Source organism: Halomonas sp. BM-2019, from assembly GCF_017584085.1.
On record NZ_CP071922.1, the window covers coordinates 1,032,199 to 1,051,785 of the forward strand.

Consider the following 19,587-nt stretch of genomic DNA (forward strand, 5'->3'; position numbering starts at 1 on the left):
TTCCCCGAGCGAATGGCGCCGAAGGTGCCCCGGTGGTGTTGCTTACGCTTGCACTAGCCGCCTGGGAGTCCTTCGGCCTCCATTCGCCCGGCACAGCCGGCCTCCCACGATGAAACCTGCTAAACATGTTCACGCCAGTCTGCGAGGAGCCTTTTTCTTTCGTCGACGATATGCCCGTGCGCCCGCCCGCCACGGTCGCTCCTTCACGCAAGCGTCAGGCGCCCGTCCACGAGCGTTCCCGTCGCGCCATAGCGCCAGGGGCGGTTGTGCAGGCCGTGGCCCACCGGCAGGCCGTGGTAGAGCGACAGCCCCAGGGGAGCCAGTGTCTCGGCGACGATCGCCTCGAGCGGGGTCTCGTCCCAGGCGCGACAGCCCTCGAAGGTGCCCAGGCAGACGGCGGCGGCCTCGTCCAGGGCGCCGGCCTGGACCAGCTGCCAGAGGGCGCGCTCCAGGCGATAGTAGGGCTCACCCACGTCCTCGAGGATGACCAGGGCGCCGGGCGGTGCGCGAAAGGCCAGCGGCGTACCCGCCAGACTGGCCAGGGTGATCAGGTTGCCGCCGACCACCGGGCCTTCCAGCCGCGCCGGGGCCTCCTCCCAGGCGGCGAGCGGGTAGTCGAGGCGCGCCTCGCCGCGGATCAGCGCCAGGGTCTCCTCCAACTGGTCGCGCACCAGGGCACGCGCCGCCTCCGGGCCCTCGAAGAGCCGGCCCGCGGCCTTGGCCACCGGCCCGTGGATCGCCGGCAGGCCCCGAAGGTGGCACTGGTGGAGCAGGGCGGTGAGGTCGGAGTAGCCGACCAGCGGTTTGGGGTGGCGGGCCAGCAGCGCCCAGTCGATGCCGGCCGCCAGCTGGGCGCAGCCGAAGCCGCCGCGCACCGCCCACACCGCCTGGGTCGCCGGGTCGGCGTAGGCGGCGTGGAGCTGGGCCAGCCGCCACTGGCGGTCCCCCGCCAGGTAGCGGGCCGGCCGCTGCAGGGGGGCCGGCCGGTGGACCGCCACGCCGAGGGCTTCGAGCCCGCGGACGCCCTGCTCGATGGCAGCCTCGTCGGTGACGGAGGAGGGGGCGATCAGGCTGATGGCGAGTGGCATGGCAGGGGGGACCCGGTGGCGAGCGAAGGGCCCAAGGATGGCATGTCGCGCCGCCGGACGCATCTACGCCGGACGCATCTACGCCGGACGCATCTACGCCGGACGCATCCACGCCGGACGCATCCACGCCGGACGCATCCACGCCGGGCGGCCCCCCTACGAAGACGCCCCGTCCGAGATGAGCCGGAGGGGGCGTGGGGGGCACGTGGCCGCGACAGGCGTGTCAGGGCCTGGGGGTTTCCTGTTCCTCGAACAGCTCGGCCTTGGCGTCACGCATGACGTCCTCGCAGGCGGCCTGCTGGGCGAGCTGGGTGAGCAGGCTCTGGGTCACGGAGAAGCCCTTGCCCAGGCAGGTGTTGATCTCGTCCTCGCTCACCGCGGGGCTGACGTTGCAGTCGATCTTCAGTGTTCTGCCGCCGCCGTCGAGGCGGTCGGCGAACTCACGCAGCCGCCAGGCGATCCGTTCCTTCCAGCTGGCTGATTCTTCCGCGCCTTCGTTCACGCTAAACGTGCACCGCCATTCAGGTTTGTAGACCTTCATGTGAACCTCCGTGCTGGCTTGGAATGACTGATCGATCGTGTATTCTGCTCCGTACTGGGGGTGTTGCGCCTTCAGCATACCGGTTTCGTGCTGCCGCTGCAGTCCGCGCGTGGCGGTCTGCCGTCCATTCTGTCAGGAGAGCGCCGATGGCGAGCATCTTCACCCGTATCATGCAGGGAGAGATCCCGGGCCATTTCGTCCACGAGGATGACCAGTGCGTGGTCATCATGACCATCCAGCCGATGAAGCCCGGTCATGTGCTGGTGATCCCTCGCGAGGAAGTCGACCACTGGGATGACCTCCCGGATGCGCTCTACGTTCACCTGATGGGCGTGTCGCGGCGCATCGCCAAGGCAATCAAGCGTGCCTTCCCCTGCCAGCGGGTCGGCATGCTGGTGGTGGGCCTCGAAGTTCCCCATGTGCATATCCACCTGACCCCGCTCGACGCGATGAGCGATATCCAGGTCGAGAACCTGCCCATGGCCGACTCGGCAGACCTGGCGGCGGCGGCCGAGAAGTTGCGTGCGGCCTTGGGCTAGCCGGCGCGGGACTGGCGATGCCACGGGTCGGCCTCGTCTGCTTCGCGTCAGCCTGGCCGCAGCAGCGCTGAGCCTGCTCGGCGGCTGCGCGGCCATGGCCCCCTCGCCGCCGGCGGACCAGAGCAATCTCTGCGAGATCTTCCGCGAGCAGCCGCGCTGGTACGACTACGCCCGGGATTCCGAGGCGCGCTGGGGGACGCCCATCGCCACCCAGATGGCCTTCATCCAGCAGGAGTCCTCGTTCCAGAGCCACGTTCGCCCGCCACGCCAGCGCTACCTGGGATTCATCCCGGGGCCGAGGCCCTCCTCGGCGCGGGGCTATGCCCAGGCCCTGGACCCGGTGTGGGGGGAGTACCGCGACCAGGCCGGCGGTACGCTGGCCCGGCGCAGCCACATGAAGCATGCCACCGACTTCATCGGCTGGTACAACGCGCGCAGCCAGCGGCAGGCCGGCATCTCGCTGAACAATCCGGAACACCTCTACCTGGCCTATCACGAGGGGGCGGGCGGCTATCAGCGCGGTACCTGGCGCGGCAAGCCCGCCGTGCAGCGGGCGGCCAGCCAGGTGGCGGTCCGGTCCGGCCGCTATCAGGCTCAGCTGGCCAGCTGCGAGGCCGAGTTCCAGTGTCGACGCTTCTATCAGGTCGGACCCTTCTGCCGCTGAGTCCGGGTCAGGCAATCTCCTTCCAGCCCTCGTGGGCGCAGCTGCCGCAGCGGTAGAAGGCCTCGTAGCCGCCATACTCGCTCTGGCGGATCGTGCCCCGCTGGTAATGGTAGCTGCGCAGGGTGCAGACCGGGCAACGCTCCACCTCGTCGCGGGGCGCCCGGGGCGGCTTCCCCGTTGGCGTCGGGGGCGGGGGGGGCGCCTCGAACAGCCGCTCGAGCTCGCTGGCCAGGGCGTCGGACAGGACCCGGGCGCGCTCGCGGTGCTCGGCGGCGGCCAGGTCGGCCAGTTCCTGGATCCGGGCCTTGAGCTCGGCCATCCGTGTGGTGGTGTCGGCCATCTCGCGTCTCCTGCGGGGTGGGGGGCTGTCCTGAGCATAACCTCCCGGCGGCGGCCGGGCACAGGGATCGGTCAGGGCAGGGCGGCGTCGGCCTGGATGGCCAGCCAGATCGTCAGCTGGTCGCGCAGCTCGTCCGCCGCCGGCGCGGCCTGGGCGAGGATCTCGTGGATACGGTTGAAGTGCAGCAGGCGCACCCCGGTGGCCTCCGGCTTGATATAGAGGTGCGGGCGCCGATGGGCCAGCCCCTGACGGATCAGCGACTGCTGCATGATGCTGAAGGTCTTGAAGAGCAGGTCGGCGATACCCGGCACGGGATCGCTCTCCGGATGGCGGCCGCCGGAGACATCCACCGCGATCACCAGGTCCATGTCGTCCAGCAGCAGGTCGTAGGGCAGCGGGTTGGAGGTGCCGCCATCGATCAGCAGCTGCTCGCCGCGAGGCACCGGCTTGAAGAGCCCCGGCACCGCCATGCTCGCCTCGATGGCGGGGAACAGCCGGCCCGCCTCGATCACCACGCTGTCGCCGCTCCAGTAGTCGGTGGCCACCACCGAGAGCGGGATCGCCAGGTCGTCGAAGGTGCGCGCCTGGGTATGCCCGGCCAGGAAACGCAGGAAGCCGCCGGAGTCGAACAGGCCGCCGTCGCCGAGCCCCAGCTGCAGCAGGTCCGTCAGGTCCAGCTCCGAGCCGGCGAGCCCCGAGAGGGCGTCCAGGGGCGAGCCCGCCACGTCATCGAAGATGTCGAGGATCTCGTCGGCGGAGAGCCCCGCCGCGTAGAGCCCGCCGATCACCGCGCCGATGCTGGTCCCGGCGATGCGGTCGGGGACGATCTCGAGCTCGTCGAGGACCTGCAGCACGGCGATATGGGCCAGCCCGTTGGCGCCACCGGAGCCCAGCGCCAGACCCAGGGTGGGGCGCGACGACGCTGCCGTGGTGGCCTGGCCCATCAGCAGTCCCGCGAGCAGCAGGCCAAGCGCGGCCAGGCGAAAGACATGGGCGCGGCGGCGTGGAGGAAGCTGGGGGGCGATCGATCGCCGCATGGCGCTCTCCTGCACAGTTGACGTGGCGCTCTCCCAAGGCGCTCTTCCACTATGGCATAGCCGGTAGGGTATAGCCGGGCGAGGGCGCCATCAGCGAGAACTTGCCAGTCAGCGGGGGCGGGGCCATGGTGTTAGCGATGCCCCTCTGCGGAGGCCGCCATGACAGCTCCTCCTACCCCCCGACCCGGTGCGCCGCCCCCCGAACCGGTCGGCACCCCGCCTGATGACGGTAACGACGGCGCCGACGGCAACGGCACGTCCCGCCAGCAGTGGCTGGCATTCGCCTGGATGGCGGTGGCCATCCTGCTGATGTTCCACTATCTGGATGGCGCCGATCGTCAGGCCCGGGTGGAGCTGACTTACTCCGACTTCCTCGAGGCGGTGGATGCCGGCCACGTGGCCGAGGTCACCCTGCGCGGCCAGGCCCTGGAGGGGGTCTTCAGCGACTCCGGCCGCCTCGACCTGGACCTGGGCGAGACCCGCGCCTTCACCACCACTCGCCCCGACGTGGAGAGCGAGCGCCTGCTGGAGCGCCTGGAGGCCCAGCAGGTGCGCATCGCCGCGCGCCCGGCGGAGCCCGCCGGGTGGCAGCGGCTGCTGATGGGGGTGGTGCCCTGGCTGCTGATGCTGGCGCTGCTGTTCTGGTTCTGGAACCGCATGCAGGAGCGATTGACCGGCGGCGGTGGCACCTTCGGCATGGGCAAGTCCCGGGCGCGCCTGGTGGAGCCCCAGCACAGCAAGGTGAAGCTGGAGGACGTGGCGGGCTCGGAGAACGCCAAGCGCGATATCCTCGAGGTGATCGAGTTCCTCAAGGAGCCCGCCCGCTTCCAGGCGCTGGGCGCGCGCATTCCCCGCGGCATCCTGATGATGGGCCCGCCCGGCACCGGCAAGACGCTGATGGCCAGGGCGGTGGCCGGCGAGGCTGGGGTGCCCTTCTTCAGCATCAGCGGCTCCGAGTTCATCGAGATGTTCGTCGGGGTGGGGGCCTCGCGGGTGCGCGACCTCTTTCGCCAGGCCAAGGAGAAGGCACCCTCGGTGGTCTTCATCGACGAGATCGACTCCATCGGCCGCACCCGGGGCACCGGGGTGGGCGGCGGCCACGACGAGCGCGAGCAGACCCTCAACCAGATCCTCGCCGAACTGGACGGCTTCGAAGGGCACGAGTCGGTGGTGGTGCTGGCCGCCACCAACCGTCCCGACGTGCTCGACCCCGCGCTACTGCGCCCGGGTCGCTTCGACCGCAAGGTGACGCTGGAGAACCCCCATCGTCAGGCCCGCGAGGCGATCCTCAAGGTGCACACTCGGCGCATGCCGTTGGCCGCCGACGTGGATCTCGCACGGCTGGCCGAGATCACCATCGGCTTCTCCGGGGCGGATCTCGCCAATCTGGCCAATGAGGCCGCGCTGCTGGCCGGACGGCGTGGCCGGGTCGATCTGGACTGGGGCTGCTTCGTCGACGCCCGGGACCGGGTGATGCTGGGCGAGGAGCGCGACCTGGGGCTCTCCGAGGCTCAGCGCCGCCTGGTCGCCTACCACGAGGCGGGTCATGCGCTGCTGGCCCACTTGCTGCCTCACGCCGACCGACTGGAGAAGGTCACGGTGCTGCCCCGGGGCCGGACGCTGGGCGTCACGGCCCAGGTGCCCGATGAGGAGCGGGTCAACTACAGCGAGTCCTACCTGCGCGACCGCATCACGGTGCTGTTCGGCGGGCGGATGGCCGAGTCGATCGTCTTCGGCGAAGTGAGCAGCGGAGCGGAGAACGATCTGGAGCAGGCTACCCGTCTGGCACGGCGCATGGTGGCGCGCTGGGGCATGAGCGAGCGGGTGGGGCCCATGGCGCTCTCCCAGGGGCAGGAGCACGCCTTTCTGGGCCGCGAGATGACCCAGCTGCGCGAGCACAGCGAGGCCACCGCCGGCCTGCTGGACACGGAGATTCGCCGGCTGCTCACGGAGCTGGAGGCGCGCGGTCGCCAGCTGCTGGAGCAGCATCGCCAGAAGCTCGACCGCCTGGCCGCCGCGCTGGAGGCCCGAGAGACCCTCGAGGCCGAGGCGATTGCCGAGCTGCTCGAGGGCCCCGCCGCCCGGCTGCCGGTCCGGGCCTGAGGGCGCGGCGACGGCGCTGCGATGGCTGAGGCTTTGAAGGCGCTTGGTCGGGCATGGCACGGCGATAGGTCGGTAGGTGCCCCGTGGGGAGAGGGGCGGGTGAGCGACTACGGCTGCCCGCCATGATAGCAGAGCGACCCGTGTGGGGCCTCGCGCCGCTCGGTACCTGCAGCGCGACGACGGCCTTATCTGCTATCCTGCAGGCCCTCCGCGTTCCCGGCCCGTGCCGTTCGGCCTACGCTGCTCTTCATTGTCGGCCCCGGCCGTTCTCGAACCCGGCTCGCCCTCTCCGGCGGCCCCTTCTTCGCCTGCAGGATTTTCCCTTGTCCGATTCCTCTCCCGCCGCCTTCGCCACGCTACCGCTGGCGCCCGAGCTGCTCGACAACCTCGCCTCCCTGGGCTTTGCCGCCATGACGCCGATCCAGGCCGAGGGCCTGCCGCCGATACTGGCCGGTCGCGACGTGATCGCTCGCGCGAAGACCGGCTCCGGCAAGACCGCGGCCTTCGGCCTGGGGCTGCTCTCGCGGCTCGAGCTGGCGAGCTTCCGGGTGCAGGGGCTCATCCTCTGCCCGACCCGGGAGCTGGCCGACCAGGTGGCCGGCGAGCTGCGCCGGCTGGCGCGCACCCTGCCCAACGTCAAGGTGCTGACCCTGTGCGGCGGGGCTCCCTTCGGTCCCCAGCTCGCCTCCCTGGCCCACGGGGCGCATCTGGTGGTGGGTACCCCGGGGCGTGTGGAGGAGCACCTTCGCAAGGGCTCGCTGGCCCTCGACGGGCTTGCGACCCTGGTGCTGGACGAGGCCGACCGCATGCTCGACATGGGCTTCCAACCGAGCCTCGAGGCGATCGTCGCCGAGACCCCGGCCTCCCGACAGACTCTGCTGTTCAGCGCCACCTTCTCCGATGCCGTGCGCCCCGTGGCCGCGGCGCTGATGCGCGAGCCGGTCAGCGTGGAGGTGGCCGAGACCCACGACGCTAGCAGCATCCACGAGCGGGTCTACCGAGTGGGCGATGACGACGAGGCGCGCCTGGAGGCGCTCTGCCGGCTGCTGCTGCACTTCCGCCCAACCACCAGCGTGGTGTTCTGCAACACCAAGCGCGAGACCGACGAGGTGGCCCAGGCGCTCGAGGCGGCGGGCTTCAGCGCCCTGGCGCTGCACGGCGACCTGGAGCAGGCCGACCGCGAGCGGCTGCTGGTGCGCTTCGCCAATCGCAGCGCCTCGATCCTGGTGGCCACCGACGTGGCGGCCCGCGGGCTCGACATCGCCGAGCTGGATGCGGTCTTCAACTACCACATCGCCCGGGATCTCGAGGTGCACGTGCACCGGGTCGGGCGCACCGGCCGGGCCGGCAGTGCCGGCATCGCCTGCACCCTGGTCGGCGAGGGCGAGGCCTACCGGCTGGCGCGCCTCAACGACTTCCTGGGCGAGCCCCTGGAGGAGGCCGCGCTGCCGCCCCGCTCGGTGCTCGCCCGGGAGCCGCTGGTGCCGCCCATGGCGACCCTGCAGCTGGGGTCCGGCAAGAAGCAGAAGGTGCGCCCCGGCGATATCCTCGGTGCCCTGACCGGCGAGGCGGGGCTGGCCGGCGACCAGGTGGGCAAGATCAAGGTGCTGGCCAACAGCGCCTTTGTTGCCGTGCGGCGCGAGGTGGCCGACGAGGCCCTGGCGCGCCTGCTCAACGGCCGGATCAAGGGGCGCAGCGTGCGCGCCCGGCGGGTCGGCCGGTGAGCCGTCTCGACGAGTACCGGGGGGAGAGATGAAGATACCCAAGCGACTGCAGCCGCTGGTGGACGACGGCCTGATCGAGGCGGTCGAGAGCCAGCTGATGAGCGGCAAGGAGGCCCAGGTCTACGTGGTGCGCTCCCACGGCGAGCGGCGCTGCGCCAAGGTCTTCAAGGAGGCAAAACAGCGCAGCTTCAAGCAGGCCGTGCAGTACCAGGAGGGGCGACGCGAGCGCAACAGCCGCCGCTCCCGGGCCATGGCCAAGAAGACCCGCTATGGCCAGAAGGAGCAGGAGCAGGCCTGGCTCAACGCCGAGGTCGACGCCCTCTACCGGCTGGCAGCGGCGGACGTGCGGGTGCCCAGGCCCCATGGATTCATCGACGGCGTGCTGCTGATGGAGATGATCTCCGACGCCGAGGGCTACACCGCCCCGCGCCTGGACGACGTCACCCTGAGCGCCGAACAGGCCCGTGAGTCCTACGCCAAGATCCTGCGTGACGTGGTGAAGATGCTGTGTGCCGGCCTGGTGCACGGGGATCTCTCCGAGTTCAACGTGCTGCTGGCCGCCGACGGCCCGGTGATCATCGACCTGCCCCAGGCGGTGGACGCCGCCGGCAACAACAGCGCCGAGTGGATGTTCGAGCGCGATGTGGACAACATGCGCCGCTACTTCGGTCGCTTCGCCCCGGAGCTTTTGGCCACCGACTACGGCAAGGAGATCTGGGCGCTCTATGAGGCGGGCGAGCTGCGCCCGGAGAGCGAGCTCACCGGCCGCTTCGTCCACGACACCGCGCCGGTGGATGTCGACGAGCTGATGACGGTGATCGACGATGTGCGCGAGCAGGAGGCCTACCGCCAGGCGGTCCGCCACCGCACCGACGAGCCCGGGGTGGAGGAGGCCGCCGAGGCGTGGGAGGAGGCCCAGCGGGGGCGGTGACCCTGCAACGGGGCCGTGACGGGGCAGCGGCGCGGCGGATCTGCCATCATGGCCTCATCGACCACGGCACGGGAGCGCCACGATGCGACTGCAGCATGCCACCTGGCAGGAGGTAGCGGCCTACCTGGAGCACTCCACGGGCATCATCGTGCCCATCGGCTCCACCGAGCAGCACGGCCCCAACGGCCCAATCGGCACCGACGCCCTCTGTCCCGAAGCGATTGCCTGGGCGCTGGGCGAGCGCCACGGGGTACTGGTCGGCCCGACCCAGGCGATCGGCATGGCGCAGCATCACCTGGCCTTTCCCGGCAGCCTCACCCTGCGGCCGAGCACCCTGGTCGCGGTGCTGCGCGACACCATTGAATCCCTCGCGCACCACGGCTTCACCCACGTCTTCTTCCTCAACGGCCACGGCGGCAACGTGGCCACCGTCAACGCCGCCTTCGCCGAGGTGCTCAGCGAGCGCAGCCTGCAGCGCCCGCCAGCCGGTGAGCTTCACCTGCAGCTGTTCAACTGGTTCGCCGGTCGCCGCGGCCGCGAGCTGGCCGACTCCCTCTACGGCGAGGCCGAGGGCACCCATGCCACCGCCTCCGAGGTGTCGCTGGCCTGGCACGCCGCCCCCGAGACGGTGCGTCAGGTGGCCATGTCGCCGCGTCGCGCGCCCTCCGGCAGCGCCCAGTGCGACGCCCACACCTTCCGCCGGCGCTTTCCGGATGGACGCATGGGCTCCGAACCCTCCCTGGCCAGCGCCGAACACGGTGCGCGCTTCCTCGAGGTTGGCGTCGAGGACGCCTGGGAGGCCTATCGGGCCTTCACCGGCCAGTCCTGAGGGCGGGGCTGGGCCAGGACCTGCCCGGGGAGACGAGACGACTCGGTGGTGGTGCCAAGGCGACATATTCCCGAGCATGCTTTGACTGTCGGTTAGCGGCGTGATATCAACGAGAACCCTTATGATCCCCGCATGCCTTGATGGTATTGTTCTTATATAATAACAGGGTAAATAGAGGTGTCGTTAAGGTGATGGCCGTCATTCGTTGTCGAAGGGCATCCCATGCATGCTGTCGCTCAGTGCCAGACCCACGATCATCTGGTTCAGTTCTACGAAGATGAGGCGTTCCTCGCCGAGGTGGTGGCCGACTATCTCCTGGCCGGTGCCAGGGCGGGCGAACGCCTGCTGGTGCTGTTGACGCCGCCCCACCTGGAGGCAGTACTCCAGTACCTGGAGGCGGGCGGCCTGGACACCCAGGCTGCCCTGGCGAGCGGACAGCTGGTGACCCACGATGCCGAGAGCGTGCTGGCGACGATCATGCGCGATGGCCAGCCGGTCGAGGCGTTGTTCGAGAGGCACCTCCTCGCCCCCATCGAAGCGACGCAGCCGCTCCCCACCCGGGCCTTCGGCGAGCTGGTCAACCTGCTGTGTGCCGAGGGCAATGCCGAGGCCGCGGTGCGCCTGGAGGCCCTCTGGCATGCCGCCTGCCACCGCCTGCCACTGACCCTTCTTTGCGGCTATGCCCTGCAGCATTTCGACCGGCCTGACGATCAGGCCGCCTTCGATGCCATCTGCGACCATCACTCCCATGTGCTGCCTGCCGAGCCCTACGGCCGCCTGGTGTCAGGGCATCAGCTGCGGGAGGTCTCCCGGCTGCAGCAGCAGGCTCGGGTACTCCGTCGTGAGACGGCCTCGCGGCAGCAGGCAGAGCAGACCCTGAAGGCGATGCGCCAACTGTATGGGGAGGCGCTGGTCGAGTTGGCCGATCAGGCGCTCCACGATGACCTGACCGGTCTGATGAGTCGTCAGCATGCCCAGCAGCGGCTGGCCAGGCTGATCGCCGAACCGTACGAGCGAGTGGGCAGGGTCGCAGTGCTGCATATCGACATCGACCAGCTCAAGGCGATCAATGAGACGCTGGGGCTGGAAATGGGCGATTGCTACCTTTACCAGACTGCTCAGCGCATCAGGCGTTGCCTGGGCAGTCGCGAGGTCGTCGGGCGTCTCGGCAGCGACGAGATGATGGCCGTCCTCTCCGGCTTCGAGCAGACCGACGAGGTGCTGTCGATCGTCGAGCGCCTGCTTGACTGGACCAGCCAGCCCGTGGCGGTGGCCGGTCAACGGGTCGTGGCGAGCTGTTGCATCGGCATCAGCCTGTTCCCCGAGCACGGGCGTACGGTCGCCGAGCTGATGCGCCATGCGACCCTCGCCCGGCGTCAGGCCCAGCGGCTCGGTCGCCGACGTTGCCAGCTGTTCACGTTCGAGCTGCTGGTCGAGGCAGGCGAGCGGCTGCCCCCTCGGGCCGCCCTGTGTGAGGCGATGGCGCATGGCGGGCTGGATCTCTACTACCGCCCCCTGATCGCTGCCCGGAGCGGCCAGGTCGTGGCGGTGTCGGCACAGCCACGCTGCCATCCGGCCCGCTTCGCCGCGCTGGCCCCCTCGCACGGGCTGTCGACCGCCGAGGAGGCCGGTGAGCTCATGGCCATCGAGCAGTGGGTGCTGGGGCGAGCCTGCCGCTATGCCAGGACCTGGCTCGATGCGGGCCTGGGCCTGAGGATGGTGGTGCAGATCTCGCCCGCCGGGCTGCAGAGCCAGGCGCTTGTCGACCGGGTCGACGAGGCCCTGGCACGCTGCGGCTTGCCGGGCGAGATGCTGGAGCTCGAGGTGAGCCCAAGCGGCCTGAAGCGTGCGTCCGAAGGGGCCCTGGCCCTACTCGACCGCCTCAAGGACAGGGGCGTGAGGCTGACGGTGGGTGATGTCGGCAGTGATCCCTCGCTCCATGGCCACCTCCATCGCTTCCCGGTCGATTCCATCAAGCTCCACGAAGCCTTGACGGCCGGCTGCCTCGATGATTCTCGTTGCCAGACTATCCTCCGCTCGGTGATCGCCATGGCACACCGGTCGGGGCTCCAGGTCGGCGCGGCGGGGGTCGCGACCCGGGCACAGGCGGATTTCCTGCGCGATCAGGGCTGCGACCTCCTGGAGGGCAGCCTCTGGTCGCGCATGGAGCATCGAGATACCGCTCAGGGCGGGGAGGGGTAAGTCGCTTCGCCTTCAACGTCAGGCCGCGGGGCCGGTGGGTTTCTGCTATCTTGGCCTTCCGACTTAGCCAAGGAGCCAATCGATGAAGCCGAGCCACAAGGCCTGGATCCAGGGACACCTGGAGGAGATCGTCACCGCCATCCTGACCGCCTTCTTTACCGCCCTGATGTTTCGCGTGGGGCAGAGCATGCTCTTCTCGATCATCAGCGGCCTGGCAATCGCCTATCTGATCCGCCTGGTGGCGGTGCCCAAGGCCGTGCGGGCGCTCAAGCGTCGCCTGCCCTGGTTCGATGAATCCGGGGATGCCGCGATGCGCTGAGCCGCTCCCCTGCCGTATTTCGCTGTCTCGTCTAGGCTTGTCCAGGCGGGCGCCCACCGGCCCGCGATGCCAACCGGCGGTGCCCCCCGCCCTGGACGCCATCGCGGGATGGCCATGGAGACAAAGCATGCACAAGCGGACCTGTACCCTGGCCCTGGCCCTCGCTGCCCTGCTGGCGGTCCCGGCCGTGGCCGACCTGGAGCGTATCTCCGCCCCGGAGGAGGCCGAGGTCTACTTCATCTCACCGCAGGACGGGGAGGCCCTCTCCGGCCCGGTCACCGTGCGCATGGGGCTCAGGGGCATGGGCGTGGCGCCGGCCGGCGCCGACTTACCGGAGACCGGCCACCACCACCTGCTGGTGAACATGCCGCTGGAGGACGTCGACCTGGACGCGCCGCTGCCCTTCACCGACTATACCCGCCACTTCGGCGGCGGCCAGACGGAGGCAACCCTTGAGCTGGAGCCGGGGGAATACCGCCTGCAGCTGCTGTTCATGGACTATCGCCACGTCAGCTTCGACCCGCCGCTGGTCTCCGAGGTCATCACCGTCACCCTGGAGTAGCGGCGCCGGCCGTCAGGCGCCGCCAGAGGGGAAAGAGTAAGGAGGTGACGATGCTGCTGCGCTGGCTGGTGGGGATCGCGCTGGCCTATCTGCTGGTGGTGACGCTGGCCTGGGCCTTCCAGGAGCGGCTGCTCTACCTGCCGCATATGGGGCGAGAGCACATCGGCACGCCGGCGGACCGCGGCCTGGGCTGGGAGCCGGTGACCCTCGAGACCGAGGATGGCCTGGCCCTGGACGCCTGGTGGCTGCCCCACGAGAGTCCCCGCGCCAGCCTGCTCTTCCTGCACGGCAACGCCGGCAATATCTCCCACCGCCTCGACTCCCTCCTTCAGTTCCACCGCCTGGGGCTATCGGTGCTGATCCTCGACTACCGCGGCTATGGCCGCAGCGAGGGGCGCCCTTCCGAGGCGGGGTTGGCCAGGGACGCCCGTGCAGGCTGGCGCTGGCTGCGGGAGGAAGCCGACCAGACCCCGGAGGAGATCGTGCTCTTCGGGCGCTCCCTGGGAGCCGCCGTGGCGGCCGAGCTGGCCGAGGGGCGGGAGGCGCAGGGCGAGCGGCCGGCGGCGGTGATCCTGGAGTCCCCCTTCCGCTCGGTGCCGGAACTGGCCCAGCGGGTCTATCCCTTTCTCCCTGCGCGCTGGCTGGCGCGCTTCTCCCATGACACCGAGAGTCACGTCGGGGGCATCACGGCGCCGCTGCTGGTGATCCACAGCCGCGACGACGAGATCATCCCCTTCAGCGAGGGCGAGGCCGTCTACCGGGCGGCCCGGGAGCCCAAGGCGCTGCTCGAGATCCGCGGCGGCCACAACACCGGCTTCCTGGACAGCGAACCGGACTACTCGGAGGGAATCGACGGCTTCCTGACCGAACAGGCCGGGTTGTCGCCGCCGGGAAAGGAGGCTGCCGCCCCGGCTGGGCGGCAGCAAGGCGAGGGGATTACTCGGATAACTCGGCGTTGTGGAAGACGTTCTGGACATCATCCAGGTCGTTGAGCATGTCGAGAAACTTCTCGAACATCGCCACGTCGTCGACCTCGATGGGGGTGGTGGTCTGGGGCACGAACTGGATCTCGTCGACCTCGAAGTCTAGCTCGCCGAAGGCGTCGATCAGCGCCTGCTTGGCCTTGGCATACTCGGTATGGGGGGCGAAGACGGTGATCCGGCCCTCCTCGTTCTCGATATCGGTGACGTCGACCTCGGCCTCCATCAGCGCCTCGAGGGTGGCCTCCTCGTCGTCGCTCGGGAAGGCGAGGATGGCGCAGTGGTCGAACATGTGGCTGACGCTGCCCGGGGTGCCGATCTTGCTCTTGGTCTTGGTGAAGCAGGCGCGCACGTCGCCGAAGGTGCGGTTGGGGTTATCCGTCAGGCAGTCGACGATGACCATGCAGTTGCCGGGGCCGAAGCCCTCGTAGCGGGCCGTGGAGAAGTCCTCGCCGCCCACGCCGCTGGCCTTGTCCAGCGCCTTCTCGATCACGTGGCTGGGCACCTGATCCTTCTTGGCGCGCTCGATCAGGCCGCGCAGGCTCAGGTTGCCGGCGGGGTCGGTGCCGCCCTGCTTGGCGACCACGTAGATCTCGCGGCCGTACTTGCTGTACACCTTGGTCTTGGCGGCGGCCGTCTTGGCCATGGATTCCTTGCGGTTCTGGAAGGCCCTACCCATATCGTTGTCCTGTGGCGTTCAACATGTGGCTGGATTCTACGAAACCGGGCCGGGGGCGAACAGGGATATTTTCGTCCTCTCCCCGCGGCCGGCAGCGGGTCGCGGCTACACTGCCGGTAGCCCCGAATCCGCGGGTTGGCCGCGGGCTCGAACATCGCCGCCCGTCGCCTGGAGAGCGCCCATGGACCACCACGCCTACCGCCACGCCCTGGCCGGCCACCTTGCCGGCACCGAGCTACCCTTCGCGCCCGACGAGTTCGCGGCGCGCCTCGCCCGGGTGCGCGAGGCGATGCGCGACGCGGGCCTCGAGGCGCTGCTGCTCACCGACCCCGCCGATATCTTCTACCTGACCGGCTACCACACCTTCGAGGTCTCGGTGCACACGGCCCTGGTGGTCTCGGCCGACCGGCGGGTGCTGCAGGTGCCCTCCATCGAGACCGGGCCGGCGGTGGTCACCGCCGCGGTGGACGAGATCCTCGGCTACCGCTGGGAGGGGATCGACGAGGTGATCGCCCCGCTGGCCGAGACGCTGGCGCCTTTCCGCTGCATCGGCCTCGATCTCTTCGGGGCCGGGCTGCGCTTCGGGGTGATCCGCGAGCTGCAGGCGCGGCTCGGCGCCGGGCGCTTCCGTGACGACGGCGGGACGCTGCTCGACGCCATCCGCCTGGTCAAGACGCCGGCGGAGCTCGACTGCCTGCGCGAGAGCGCGCGGATCACCGCGGCCGGCCTCGCCGCCGCCGAGGCGGTGATCGCCCCGGGCGTCACCGATAACCGGGTGGCCGCCGAGGGGGCCCGGGCGATGCTGGCGGCCGGCGGGGAGTTCATGAGCCTGCAGCCCATCGTCACCAGCGGGCGACGCATCAGCATCATCCACGTCAACCACAAGCGCACCGTCATCGAGGCGGGGGATCCGGTGTTCCTGGAGTTCGGCTCGGCCTTCCAGCGCTATACCGCCCCGATGATGCGCACCGCCGTGGCCGGCCGCGCCAGCCGCGAGATGCAGACGGTCCGCGACCTCTGCCGGGCGCTCTTCGAGACGCTCACCGCCGAGATGCGCCCCGGCCGTACCTTCGACGATGCCGCCCGCGCCGCCGAGGCGGTGCTGGCCCCCCATGCCGAGCGGCTCTTCTTCTCGGGGGTGTTCGGCTACGCGGTGGGGGCCCAGTTCCCGCCCAGCTGGGTCGAGGGCACCGGCTACATCGCCCGCGGCCAGCCGCGCGAGTTCGCCGCCGACATGGTCTTCCACCTGCCGCTCTGCCTGCGCCTGCCCGGGCAGTGGGGAATCGGCCTGAGCGATACCGTCCGGGTCACCCCGAATGGCGGCGAGCCGCTCACCGACAACGACTGGCGGCTGGCCGAGGCGGTCGACTGAGACATTGGTCTACATTTCGGGTTTTTTAGTATACAAAAGTTGTGTACATGCTGACTCTTGGCTAGGCTCACTCCTCGCGACCCCAATCAATGACAAGAATCGCGACGAGCCTCTGATGACGACACCCCGACGTACCGCCTCTGTCTTCGACTTCCATGGCCGCCCGCCCCTGGGCAAGGCCCTGCCGCTCTCCTTCCAGCACATCCTGGCGATGATCATGGGCACGGTGACCGTGCCGATCATCGTGGTAGGTGCCGCCGGCGGCAGCCTGGCCGACCAGATGCTGCTGATCCAGGTCTCGCTGATCGCTTCGGCGCTGGCCACCCTGATCCAGCTCTACGGCGTGGGGCGCTTCGGTGCTCGGCTGCCCACCATCTTCGGCGTCGGCTTTGCCTACGTGCCCACCCTGGTCGCCGTGGGGGGCCAATACGGCATCGGTGGCATCCTCGGTGCCCAGGTGGTGGGTGGGATCGCCATGATCCTGGTGGGGCTGTTCATCACCCGCATCCGCCACCTCTTTCCGCCCATCGTGGCGGGCGTGGTGGTCCTGGTGATCGGCCTCTCGCTCTACGACATCGCCATCCACTACATGTCCGGCGGGGTGGGCGCCAGCGACTACGGCAGCCTGCAGCACTGGCTGGTCGCCCTGGTGACGCTCGGGGTGGTGCTGGGCGTCTCTCAGTTCGCCCGGGGCTTCATGAAGCTGGCGGCGATCATCTGCGGCATCGCGGTGGGCTACGCCCTGGCCCTGGCACTGGGCATGGTGGACTTCAGCCCGGTGCGCGAGGCGGGCTGGTTCAGCGCCCCGCGGCTGCTGCCCTATGAGCTCGAGTTCCACGCCGCGGCGATCCTCTCGGTGGTGATCATCTGCATCGTCAACTCGGTGCAGACCATCGGCGATCTTTCCGCCACCTCGGTGGGGGGCATGAACCGTGAGCCCACCACCCGGGAGCTGTTCGGCGGGCTGCTGGGCAACGGGGCCACCACCACCCTCGGCTCTTTCTTCGGCGCCATGCCCACCTCCTCCTACAGTCAGAACGTGGGCATCGTGGCGATGACCAAGGTGGTCAGCCGCTTCGTGCTGGCCCTGGCCGCGCTCTTCCTGCTGGTGGCGGGCCTGGTACCCAAGTTCGGCGCGATGATGACCACCATTCCCTACCCGGTGCTGGGCGGGGCCACCATCACGGTGTTCGGCATGATCACCATGACCGGCATCCAGCTGATCACCAAGGACGAGATGTCGGCGCGCAACATGACCATTGCGAGTCTCGCCCTGGCGCTGAGCATGGGGGTCTACGCGGTGCCCGAGGCGATCGGCCAGTTCCCCGAGATGCTGCAGCTGGTGCTGGGGGGCTCGCCCATCGTGGTCGCCGCCCTGGTGGCCTTCACCCTCAACCTGGTGCTGCCGAAGCGCAGCCTGGCCGACGAGGCCGCCGAGCGCGAGGCCCTGGCCCGGGAGATGGCCGAGCAGGCCTCCGACGACAGGCCGCGCCCCACCTCGGAAACTGGCGCCCCCTGAGCGCGTGCCCCGGGCCAGGCGTGGCCCGGGGCACCAATGCCGCCTCGCCGTGGTCTGAGCCGAGAACCCTGACGGCAGCCGCCACCCCGACGCTCGGCAGGCGGGGGGCGGTGACCCCTTCTCGCGAGGTCTCTACATGAGCATGACGCTGCTGCTGGTCCTTTCGACCACGGCGGTCACCCTGGCGGCCTGGGCCTGGCCGCGCCTCTTCGATGCGCTGGTCTACTGGCCGCCCGGGGTGGCCAGGGGGCAGTGGTGGCGGCTGCTGGGCCACGGCTTCATCCACGCCGACGGCACCCACCTGCTGTTCAACATGGTCACCCTCTACTTCTTCGGCACGGTCATGGAGCTGGTGCTGGTCCCGCGCATCGGCGCGGCGGGCTTCCTGCTCTTCTACCTCTCGGGCCTGCTGGTGGCGATCCTGCCCACCCACCTGCGCCATCGCCACGATGCCCGCTTCCTGAGCCTCGGCGCCTCCGGGGCCGTGGCGGCGCTGCTGTTCGCCTATATCCTGCTGCGCCCCTGGTCGCTGCTCTTCGTCTTCTTCGTGCCGGTGCCGGCGATCCTCTTCGCTGCGGTCTACGTGATCTACTCCTTCCGGGCCCAGCGCCGCGGCGGGGATCGCATCAACCACAGCGCTCACCTGTGGGGCGGCGCCTGGGGCGTCGCCTTCATGCTCGGCCTGGAGCCGGCGCTGGCGGTACGCTTCCTGGATGCGGTGATGTCCCCCGCCAGCGGCGGGATCTGGCTGGGCTAGCCCCGCGGCGCCGGGCAGCGGCCGTTCGTCACCGCTCCGGCCTCCTGGCCGATCACCTGGACGGTGGTGGAGAGGGTCAGCCGCTCGTCCGGCAGCTCGGCGAACTGCAACTCGCCGAACAGGGCCAGATAGCCCGAATCGGGGCGCGGCAGGGAGAGGGCGAGCGCCTCGCCTTCGGCCTCCAGGGGGTAGGGGGCCCAGTTCGCCTCGCGGAAGTCGCGTACCGGGGCCCGCGCCACCCAGGCCCGGGCCAGGTCGACCGGCGAGGAGGTGCTCACGCGCAGCGTCACCCGGTCGTCCTCGCAGCGAAAGGCCCACTCCAGCGCCGGCAGCGGCTCGCCGAGGCTCACCCGGCGATGGAAGGCGACCAGGCTCGGCAGCAGGCGCGCATAGTCGCGCAGCCGGTGGCCCTGGTTGGGCAGGTAGAGCACATGGCGAGGCTCGGGCAGGGCGTGCCAGTAGAGGTTGAGGGCGTCCACCGGCCAGTAGGCGTCGTTGCTGGCCAGCACCAGCAGCTTGGGCTGGGTCAGGCGCTCCCGGTAGCGGTAGGGGTCGACCATGGCCTGCAGGGCGCGCCCCGCGTCGCTGTCGAGCCTGGCATCGATGCCGCGCACGGTGTAGTCGGCGATCTGCGGCGAGGGGGCCCCCCATACCCGGCGCTGGTGGGCCAGCTGTGGCTCCATGTCGAGGATGTCGAACACCATGGGGGCCTGGGCCGCCACCCGCGGGTCCACCGCTGCGGTGAGCCAGGTGGTCCAGCCGCGCTTGGAGGCGCCGGTGAGGGTGAAGGTCTCGATGGGGACCGCCCAGTCGGCACTCAGCGCCTGCAGGGCGTCCATGGCCCGCACCGCGCTGTTGACCATGGGCAGCAGCAGCGGCCAGTCGGCCTCCTGCGGGTCGTCGAGGAAGCGGGCGAAGGTCTCGGCGATCAGGGTGTCCTCGGTGAGGCCGCCCAGCAGCGGCTGGAAGGGCACCTGGCGCAGCACCGCGACGGGCGTCTCCAGCGCCCGGGCCAGGGCCACGAAGCTGACGGCGTCCCGCGGCGGCTCCCGGGAGGGTTCGCCCTCGGCCGGCCAGGTGCCGCTGCCGATAAACAGCAGGGCGTGGCGGTCGCCGCGCCCCTCGGTGGGGTCGATCAGCCACAGCTGGTGGCGCCACAGGGTGTCGCGCCAGCGCTGTGAGGTCAGCTCGATCAGCCGGGTGTCGGTGCCCAGCAGTCGCCGCTGCGCCACCGCTTCCCAGCGGAAGGCCGCATCCGGCCTTGCCACATAGGCCTCGAGCGCCGTCTCCGCCGACGGCGCGGGCGCCTCGCCCGCCGTGGCGCCCGCCGCCAGGGCCAGGGGCAGCAGCAGGCGGGTGAGCCGGGAGAGCAGGGTCGCAGGGCGCATGGGCAAGGATCTC

General features: G+C 70.1%; 19 protein-coding genes. 13 read left to right on the forward strand and 6 right to left on the reverse strand.

Annotated elements, in window-relative coordinates; translation table 11 throughout:
- Window positions 1-203: 203 nt before the first annotated feature.
- Both J5F18_RS05260 and J5F18_RS05265 read right to left on the reverse strand, forming a co-directional pair.
- The gene (locus tag J5F18_RS05260) at window positions 204-1,088 is read right to left on the reverse strand and encodes an LD-carboxypeptidase (RefSeq protein WP_346301273.1); all 885 of its coding nucleotides are present in this window, start codon (window positions 1,086-1,088) and stop codon (window positions 204-206) included.
- 223 nt (window positions 1,089-1,311) lie between these two features.
- The gene (locus tag J5F18_RS05265) at window positions 1,312-1,629 is read right to left on the reverse strand and encodes a hypothetical protein (protein WP_346302175.1); all 318 of its coding nucleotides are present in this window, start codon (window positions 1,627-1,629) and stop codon (window positions 1,312-1,314) included.
- Between the two features lie 146 nt (window positions 1,630-1,775).
- Here J5F18_RS05265 and J5F18_RS05270 point away from each other — a divergent pair, with 146 nt between their 5' ends.
- Window positions 1,776-2,168, forward strand: a complete 393-nt coding sequence (locus J5F18_RS05270) for an HIT family protein (RefSeq protein WP_346301274.1) — start codon at window positions 1,776-1,778, stop codon at window positions 2,166-2,168.
- 37 nt (window positions 2,169-2,205) lie between these two features.
- Complete coding sequence (locus tag J5F18_RS05275) at window positions 2,206-2,832, forward strand: lysozyme-like domain containing protein (protein WP_346302176.1); 627 nt, start codon at window positions 2,206-2,208, stop codon at window positions 2,830-2,832.
- Between the two features lie 7 nt (window positions 2,833-2,839).
- On the opposite strand, the gene J5F18_RS05280 is transcribed toward J5F18_RS05275, so the two are convergent.
- Window positions 2,840-3,172 (reverse strand): hypothetical protein, encoded by a 333-nt coding sequence (locus tag J5F18_RS05280; protein WP_346301275.1) that lies wholly within the window; start codon window positions 3,170-3,172, stop codon window positions 2,840-2,842.
- Between the two features lie 71 nt (window positions 3,173-3,243).
- A complete protein-coding gene (locus tag J5F18_RS05285) occupies window positions 3,244-4,209 on the reverse strand; it encodes a patatin-like phospholipase family protein (RefSeq protein WP_346301276.1) in 966 nt (321 codons plus the stop codon).
- A 159-nt stretch (window positions 4,210-4,368) separates the two neighbouring features.
- Between J5F18_RS05285 and ftsH the strand changes: the two genes are divergently transcribed.
- The 8 genes from ftsH (at window position 4,369) to J5F18_RS05325 (ending at window position 13,871) form a co-directional block, all read left to right on the forward strand.
- A complete protein-coding gene (gene ftsH / locus J5F18_RS05290) occupies window positions 4,369-6,312 on the forward strand; it encodes an ATP-dependent zinc metalloprotease FtsH (protein WP_346301277.1) in 1,944 nt (647 codons plus the stop codon).
- Between the two features lie 323 nt (window positions 6,313-6,635).
- Window positions 6,636-8,036 carry an ATP-dependent RNA helicase DbpA gene (gene dbpA, locus J5F18_RS05295; protein ID WP_346301278.1) on the forward strand — a complete coding sequence of 467 codons (1,401 nt, stop codon included), beginning with the start codon at window positions 6,636-6,638 and terminating at the stop codon, window positions 8,034-8,036.
- A 28-nt stretch (window positions 8,037-8,064) separates the two neighbouring features.
- Complete coding sequence (locus J5F18_RS05300) at window positions 8,065-8,967, forward strand: PA4780 family RIO1-like protein kinase (RefSeq protein WP_346301279.1); 903 nt, start codon at window positions 8,065-8,067, stop codon at window positions 8,965-8,967.
- 82 nt (window positions 8,968-9,049) lie between these two features.
- Complete coding sequence (locus J5F18_RS05305) at window positions 9,050-9,796, forward strand: creatininase family protein (protein WP_346301280.1); 747 nt, start codon at window positions 9,050-9,052, stop codon at window positions 9,794-9,796.
- A gap of 222 nt (window positions 9,797-10,018) precedes the next feature.
- A complete protein-coding gene (locus J5F18_RS05310) occupies window positions 10,019-11,998 on the forward strand; it encodes an EAL domain-containing protein (protein ID WP_346301281.1) in 1,980 nt (659 codons plus the stop codon).
- Window positions 11,999-12,080: 82 nt separating this feature from the next.
- Window positions 12,081-12,317: a hypothetical protein gene (locus J5F18_RS05315; RefSeq protein WP_346301282.1), complete on the forward strand. Its 237-nt coding sequence runs from the start codon at window positions 12,081-12,083 to the stop codon at window positions 12,315-12,317.
- A gap of 127 nt (window positions 12,318-12,444) precedes the next feature.
- Window positions 12,445-12,879, forward strand: coding sequence for a DUF4399 domain-containing protein (locus J5F18_RS05320; RefSeq protein WP_346301283.1), 435 nt, complete (start codon window positions 12,445-12,447; stop codon window positions 12,877-12,879).
- 50 nt (window positions 12,880-12,929) lie between these two features.
- Complete coding sequence (locus J5F18_RS05325; protein ID WP_346301284.1) at window positions 12,930-13,871, forward strand: alpha/beta hydrolase; 942 nt, start codon at window positions 12,930-12,932, stop codon at window positions 13,869-13,871.
- Here J5F18_RS05325 and J5F18_RS05330 read toward each other — a convergent pair.
- The gene (locus J5F18_RS05330) at window positions 13,816-14,538 is read right to left on the reverse strand and encodes a YebC/PmpR family DNA-binding transcriptional regulator (RefSeq protein ID WP_346301285.1); all 723 of its coding nucleotides are present in this window, start codon (window positions 14,536-14,538) and stop codon (window positions 13,816-13,818) included. The two genes, J5F18_RS05325 and J5F18_RS05330, sit on opposite strands and share 56 nt — an antisense overlap.
- A 181-nt stretch (window positions 14,539-14,719) precedes the next feature.
- Here J5F18_RS05330 and J5F18_RS05335 point away from each other — a divergent pair, with 181 nt between their 5' ends.
- The 3 genes from J5F18_RS05335 (at window position 14,720) to J5F18_RS05345 (ending at window position 18,186) form a co-directional block, all read left to right on the forward strand.
- Window positions 14,720-15,910 (forward strand): Xaa-Pro peptidase family protein, encoded by a 1,191-nt coding sequence (locus tag J5F18_RS05335; protein WP_346301286.1) that lies wholly within the window; start codon window positions 14,720-14,722, stop codon window positions 15,908-15,910.
- Window positions 15,911-16,025: 115 nt separating this feature from the next.
- Entirely contained in the window at window positions 16,026-17,429 is a 1,404-nt protein-coding gene (locus J5F18_RS05340) for a nucleobase:cation symporter-2 family protein (protein WP_346301287.1), read from the forward strand.
- A gap of 136 nt (window positions 17,430-17,565) precedes the next feature.
- Window positions 17,566-18,186: a rhomboid family intramembrane serine protease gene (locus J5F18_RS05345; protein WP_346301288.1), complete on the forward strand. Its 621-nt coding sequence runs from the start codon at window positions 17,566-17,568 to the stop codon at window positions 18,184-18,186.
- Here the strand turns inward: J5F18_RS05345 and J5F18_RS05350 are convergent.
- Complete coding sequence (locus J5F18_RS05350) at window positions 18,183-19,574, reverse strand: PhoPQ-activated protein PqaA family protein (RefSeq protein ID WP_346301289.1); 1,392 nt, start codon at window positions 19,572-19,574, stop codon at window positions 18,183-18,185. The two genes, J5F18_RS05345 and J5F18_RS05350, sit on opposite strands and share 4 nt — an antisense overlap.
- Window positions 19,575-19,587: the final 13 nt, after the last annotated feature.

What these genes read in the sequence shown, in the direction of transcription:
- J5F18_RS05280 (WP_346301275.1), bottom strand. Translation starts at nt 3,172, where the DNA reads ATGGCCGACACCACCACACGGATGGCCGAGCTCAAGGCCCGGATCCAG.
- J5F18_RS05285 (WP_346301276.1), bottom strand. Translation starts at nt 4,209, where the DNA reads ATGCGGCGATCGATCGCCCCCCAGCTTCCTCCACGCCGCCGCGCCCAT.
- J5F18_RS05335 (WP_346301286.1), top strand. Translation starts at nt 14,720, where the DNA reads ATGGACCACCACGCCTACCGCCACGCCCTGGCCGGCCACCTTGCCGGC.
- J5F18_RS05305 (WP_346301280.1), top strand. Translation starts at nt 9,050, where the DNA reads ATGCGACTGCAGCATGCCACCTGGCAGGAGGTAGCGGCCTACCTGGAG.
- J5F18_RS05350 (WP_346301289.1), bottom strand. Translation starts at nt 19,574, where the DNA reads ATGCGCCCTGCGACCCTGCTCTCCCGGCTCACCCGCCTGCTGCTGCCC.
- ftsH (WP_346301277.1), top strand. Translation starts at nt 4,369, where the DNA reads ATGACAGCTCCTCCTACCCCCCGACCCGGTGCGCCGCCCCCCGAACCG.
- J5F18_RS05260 (WP_346301273.1), bottom strand. Translation starts at nt 1,088, where the DNA reads ATGCCACTCGCCATCAGCCTGATCGCCCCCTCCTCCGTCACCGACGAG.
- J5F18_RS05340 (WP_346301287.1), top strand. Translation starts at nt 16,026, where the DNA reads ATGACGACACCCCGACGTACCGCCTCTGTCTTCGACTTCCATGGCCGC.
- J5F18_RS05310 (WP_346301281.1), top strand. Translation starts at nt 10,019, where the DNA reads ATGCATGCTGTCGCTCAGTGCCAGACCCACGATCATCTGGTTCAGTTC.
- J5F18_RS05265 (WP_346302175.1), bottom strand. Translation starts at nt 1,629, where the DNA reads ATGAAGGTCTACAAACCTGAATGGCGGTGCACGTTTAGCGTGAACGAA.
- J5F18_RS05325 (WP_346301284.1), top strand. Translation starts at nt 12,930, where the DNA reads ATGCTGCTGCGCTGGCTGGTGGGGATCGCGCTGGCCTATCTGCTGGTG.
- J5F18_RS05300 (WP_346301279.1), top strand. Translation starts at nt 8,065, where the DNA reads ATGAAGATACCCAAGCGACTGCAGCCGCTGGTGGACGACGGCCTGATC.
- J5F18_RS05345 (WP_346301288.1), top strand. Translation starts at nt 17,566, where the DNA reads ATGAGCATGACGCTGCTGCTGGTCCTTTCGACCACGGCGGTCACCCTG.
- J5F18_RS05270 (WP_346301274.1), top strand. Translation starts at nt 1,776, where the DNA reads ATGGCGAGCATCTTCACCCGTATCATGCAGGGAGAGATCCCGGGCCAT.
- J5F18_RS05330 (WP_346301285.1), bottom strand. Translation starts at nt 14,538, where the DNA reads ATGGGTAGGGCCTTCCAGAACCGCAAGGAATCCATGGCCAAGACGGCC.
- J5F18_RS05320 (WP_346301283.1), top strand. Translation starts at nt 12,445, where the DNA reads ATGCACAAGCGGACCTGTACCCTGGCCCTGGCCCTCGCTGCCCTGCTG.
- J5F18_RS05315 (WP_346301282.1), top strand. Translation starts at nt 12,081, where the DNA reads ATGAAGCCGAGCCACAAGGCCTGGATCCAGGGACACCTGGAGGAGATC.